Raw genomic sequence first — 5,041 nt, 5'->3', positions numbered from 1 at the left:
CGCATGAACCACCGAAGCGCATCCACGGCGTGGCAGCCGCCGGCGAGCAGCGAGGAGCCGCCCTGTTTCTTCGAGCCGAGCCACTTTTGGCTGCCGCACCAGATCCGGTGGAGGTAATCGACCTCGACCATGAACACATTGCCGAACGCCTGGAGCCCGAGCAGCCGGTCCACGGTCATCAACAGCGGGTTCCAGTGCAGGACGAAGCTGACCACCGTCTTGGTCCCGGCCTCGCGCACGGCGTGCTGCTGGCGCCGCACGTCTTCCAGCGTCAGCGCGACGGGCTTCTCGATCACGATGTGCTTGCCCGCCTTCGCCGCCGCCACGACGTGGAGCGTGTGCAGGTCGTGCGGCGTCGAGACCACGACGATGTCAATATCATCGCGGGCGAGCATGGCGCCGGCGTCGCTGCTGACCGTGCAGTTCAGGCCATGCCGGGTCTTGTACGTCTCCGGGCGCGCCAGCGACGGGTTGACGAGGGCGCGCACCTCGGAGCGCGCATCCGCCTGAAACGCCTTGATGTATTCTTCGCCCACCCAGCCGCAACCGATGATTCCCACGCCGAGCTTTGCCATGATATCTCCCTCGCTACAGGCGCCACGGCTCGCGCATGGCGCGCGCGAGCGCACGGTTTGCCACGTCGTCGCCCGCGAAACGTTCCGTCGCCGGATCCCAGCGCAGGGGGCGTTCCGCGCGGATGGCCATGTCGCTGATTTGACAGATGGTGTCGGACCGCGCCGCCACGTCGATGGGGCAGACGGTCTGCGCGCGGGTGCGCACGCAATCAAGCAGATTGCCTGCGTGGTTCGTGCTCTCGTAGAGATGAATCTCGTCCGGCTTCAGCGTGTACTGCAGCAGGGACTTCGGCTGCGCGTCGATGAGACCGCGCTTGACGTAGACCCAACCTTCGGAACCTTCGAACGTGATGCCGTGCGGGTTCTGGCCGTCGTCCGTGTAATCCAGGCGCACGCCGTTTTCGTAGTGCGCCTCGATATTCCATTTCAGCGCGCAGTCGCACATGCCGTCCTTCGGGAACACGCCTGTGCCCGCTATCTCAGTCGGGCCGGTGAGGTCGGTGTCGTTGCCCCACTGCGCGATGTCGATGTGGTGGATGCCCCAGCCGGAGATAAAGCCAATGGCGTAGTCGGAGCAATGCCACCAGTAGTCGTGACTGACACGATTCTCGTTGTAGGGCGCATAGGGCGCCGGCCCGAGCCACATCTCGTAGTCTATGCCATCCGGCACCGGCTGCTCGGGGAAATTCTCCGACGGGATACTGGGCGGTGCGCCGACCTTGATGGTGTGCAGGTCGCCAATCAGGCGGTTGCGCACGAGTTCGCAAGCGAACCGGAACTCGCGCGACGACCGCTGCTGGGTGCCGAATTGAAACAGCCGTCCATGCTTGTGAACGGCGTCGCGCGTCGCCTGCAATTCCGCGATGCTCACGGCGAGCGGTTTCTCGACGTACACGTCCTTGCCCGCGCGCACGGCGCTGAGCGCGTGCAGCACGTGCCAATGGTCCGTGGAGGCGATTGAAACCACGTCGATGTCGTCGCGCGCGGTCAGCTCGCGGAAGTCGCGATGGATGACGCAATTGGCATCCTTGTAAAACCCATCTACCTGCTGCTTGGCTTCGAGGCAGCACGCGTTCTTCACATCGCATACCGCGATAACGCGGGCCTGCTCGTTGTTCATGAAATTCTTCATGACGTACTGCCCCTGTGGTCCGACGCCGATGCAGCCGACGGTAATCTTGTCGTTGGGGCCGATGCGGCGGCCCAAACCGAGCGCTCGCGCCGGGATGATTACCGGCACGGAAACGGCGGCGGCGGCCGCGCCGGCGGCGCGTAGAAACGCGCGCCGGGAGAAACGCTTCGAGCGGGAAACGCGCGGGGGGGTGGTCGTTCCGTGCGAGTTCATGGCAAGTTCCTCATGCTCTTGGCGAGCTTTCTAAGAATCTTCCCGATCTGCGTGCGGGCATTCCTCATGGTTGGGTCAGTTGTTCCAGGAAAGATTGCGCCTGCTTCGCGGCGTCGTGCGCCGAAAGCACGGCAATGATCCGTTCCAGCGCCGCGCGCACGGCATCGCCATTCGCGGCAGCGAGTGGTTCCGCGAGCTGCAGGATAGCCTGCGCGGCCTCCGCGGCCACCTCGGCGTCTTCGAGTTTTTCCACCGCGAGCGCCAACGCGCCGGGATGCGATACTTTGCCAATGACGCCCAGCGCCATCTTCCGCTCTTCGGGGCGCGCCGCCAATTCCAGCAGCGTTACGCACAATTTTACGGTGTCTTCGGCGATACGTTCCGCGGGTGCTTCGACAAGGCGAATGGCCCCGCGCAACGCCAGGATTCGGTGTGTGTCGTCCTGCCCCTCGCGCGCAATCTCGATCAGGTCTGGCAAGACTTCGGCATTTTGCCAACCCGCCAGCGCGCGGACAGCGGCGTCGCGCACCTCGGGCTCAGGACGCGCGAGCAGTTCACGCAGTTTCGCCAGAGAATGTGAATCGCCCAAATGGCCGAGCACTCGCGCCACGGACCCAGCCAGTGGCGCATCCCATTCCGGCGGCAGCGCGGCGATGAGCGCCGCGATACGGGCTTCCGGATCCTCAATGCGGGCGGCCACGGCGGCCACGGCCTCCACCTCGGTGTCGCGCTTTGTCTCTTCCTTTTCCTGCGCCAGGATAGCGGCGAGCGCTGCCAGCATCTCGGGCGGCGCCACGGCGCCGAGGGCGCTTACCGCCGCGGCATGCACGCGCGCGTCGCTGTCGCGCGCCGCTTCGAGGAGCGCCTGAGCCGATTCGGCGGCGCGGCGCTTTTCCAGCGCTTCAATGCACGCCAGCTTGACCTCTGGCGACGGGTCAGCCAGCAATGCCGTCAAGGCGGCATTCACGCCTGCGCCGCGCAACCGTGCAAGAGCGGCCTCAGCAGCGGCTTTCTCGCGTCCTTTTGTGGTAGCCACGACCTGCGCGAGGGCCGCTACCGACGTGTCGTTGCCCAAGTCGCGCAGCGCACCCAGGGCCGCGATGCGCACCGTTTCGTCGATGTCCTGCAACGCGGTCAGCACGGCAGGCAGCGCCGTCGAGTCGCCGCGCGCGGCGAGCACGTCCAACACGCGCGCTTTTTGCTCCGGGTCGAATGACGGCAGCGCTTCGAGGAGCGCGGCGCCGACCTCGGGCGCCGGAAGTTCCCGCATGAGCTGCAACGCGACGGCATACAAAGCCCCGTCTTCGCCGCGCAAAGCCTCGATGAGCGCGGGCAGCGTCGCCGCGCCGCGGGCGGTGACCAGCCCCTGGAGCGCCGCCGCGCGCAGCGCGGGTGTCTGTTTCGCCGCGTAGAGGGCCTCGAAGACGCCGGCGGCCTTCTCGACGTCGCCGCGCGCCAACTGCGCGGTGGCGCAATCGAGCAGCGCGCGGGCGAGGGCTTCCTCGCGTTCGGGCGCGCCATCGGGCGTGGCGCGCAGCAACGCGCTAAACGCATTGTCCGTGGCAATTTTGCCCAATGCCGCCGCCGCGGCGCAGACCACGTTCACGTCTGCGTCTTCCAGCAACGCCGCGAGGGCTTCCACGCTCTGGTCGCGGCGCCGGTCGCCAAGCGTATTGATAATGCCAATACGCGTATCGCCTTGGGTCTGTGGGAGGGCGGCGAGCATTGTCTCTTCGACCAGCGCGCCGGGGATGGTCTCAAACGCGAACCGGACCACGTGTGACAGCCGCGGGTCCGTGAGCAGCGGCGCGAGCGCGAGGACGCAGGCGTCCGAACCCGTGCGCTGGAGCTGGCGGCAAACGAATTGCCTGCACGCAAACGTGGCCTCCGGAACGGCGAAAGTCGCGAGCAGCCGCATTTCAATCTCAGCGTGGCGGTCTGGCAGGGCGCTTTGGATGTCACGTTCCAAAGCGAGCAGCGCGGCGCGGCTGGCGCCGTAGTCATAGCCCGTAATTTCCGGATAAGGCCTGGTGTCAACGGTGCGGACGCGCAGATTGCGGTAGGCGACGGGGCCGTGGTCGCCCTGAAGCATAAGCGGGCCGAGCGGCTGCTCGTCGTTGAACATCGCCGCGCGCGTGGGTCCGCTCAGTTCCTGGTTGACGTGGACGAGCACGCCGTTATGCAGCACGCGCAGGAAGGCGGCGTTGGCCGTCTTCGCGCCGGATGCGTCGAAGCGCGGCGCGCGAAAGAGGACATCGAAGGACTGCCACTCACCCGGGGCTTTCGCGGCGTTCACGCGCGGCGCGCGCCCCTCGTAGCCTCGCTGGCTTTCCTCAAGGCCCGGCTCTTCGCGCCAGCGCTGATAGATGCCGCCGCAGTCGCTGTACTGCGGATCAGTGGTTCCCCAACTGTCCAGCACCTGAATTTCATAGCGGCCCTGGAAATACACGCCGGAATTAGAACCCTTGGGCACCAGGAACTCGATGTGCGCCTCGACATCGCCGTGTTCCATCGTGGTTACAAGATGCGCCGTCTGTCCGTCAGGTCCGTTCAAGACCGCGCCGAGGCCAGGTTCCCACCCGAGTTTCTGCTCATCCTCGGGGCTTTTGAACACGTTGCCCGCCACTGTCCATTCGCCCACCGGTTCGCGGAACGCGCTCAGGTCGCCGTTTTCAAGCAGGCAGGCCCAATCGAGCGCCAGCAGTTGCGTCAAGCCGCGCCACGCCATCATCGAGCGCGCCAGATTGGCGCGCGCCTCGCCGCCGATGCCGTATCCCTGTAACCCGACCGGCCCGGCGTAGCCCACCTCCCGCAGCGTGCGCAACATGCCGAGGACGTCGAAATCACCCTGGTTCAGCGTCTCGATGCTGCCTTCCTGATTCGAGCCGTTGATGGTGACGGCGAACAGCTTCGGCAGCGCCTGTTCGACAGCGGGCCGCAACGCATCGGGATTCCCCTCGCGCAACCAGTGATACAAGTTGAACGTAACACCCACGTTGTCTTTTGCCGCAGCCGCCGCGACGCGGACGGCATCGCCTACCGTTTCCAACCACGTGTCAACGTGCGGATACAGCGCGATGCGCAACCCGGCCTGCGCCGCCTGGTCCGCGGCGGGCTGCAG

The 5,041-nt window shown here is 66.1% G+C and carries 3 protein-coding genes; all 3 read right to left on the bottom strand.

The genetic code is table 11. From position 1 onward, the window contains the following. A partial coding sequence (locus KA184_21710; protein ID MBP8132204.1) for a Gfo/Idh/MocA family oxidoreductase occupies positions 1-575 on the bottom strand: 575 nt, incomplete at its 3' end. Positions 576-588: 13 nt separating this feature from the next. Next, complete coding sequence (locus KA184_21705; protein ID MBP8132203.1) at positions 589-1,920, bottom strand: Gfo/Idh/MocA family oxidoreductase; 1,332 nt, start codon at positions 1,918-1,920, stop codon at positions 589-591. Positions 1,921-1,984: 64 nt separating this feature from the next. Then, on the bottom strand, positions 1,985-5,041 hold a 3,057-nt coding region (locus KA184_21700), incomplete at its 5' end, for a HEAT repeat domain-containing protein (GenBank protein ID MBP8132202.1).

The sequence above is a fragment of the Candidatus Hydrogenedentota bacterium genome (genome assembly GCA_018005585.1).
Lineage (GTDB): Bacteria > Hydrogenedentota > Hydrogenedentia > Hydrogenedentales > JAGMZX01 > JAGMZX01.
This window is presented reverse-complemented; position numbering and strand designations above follow the sequence as displayed.

What these genes read in the sequence shown, in the direction of transcription:
- KA184_21705 (MBP8132203.1), bottom strand. Translation starts at nt 1,920, where the DNA reads ATGAACTCGCACGGAACGACCACCCCCCCGCGCGTTTCCCGCTCGAAG.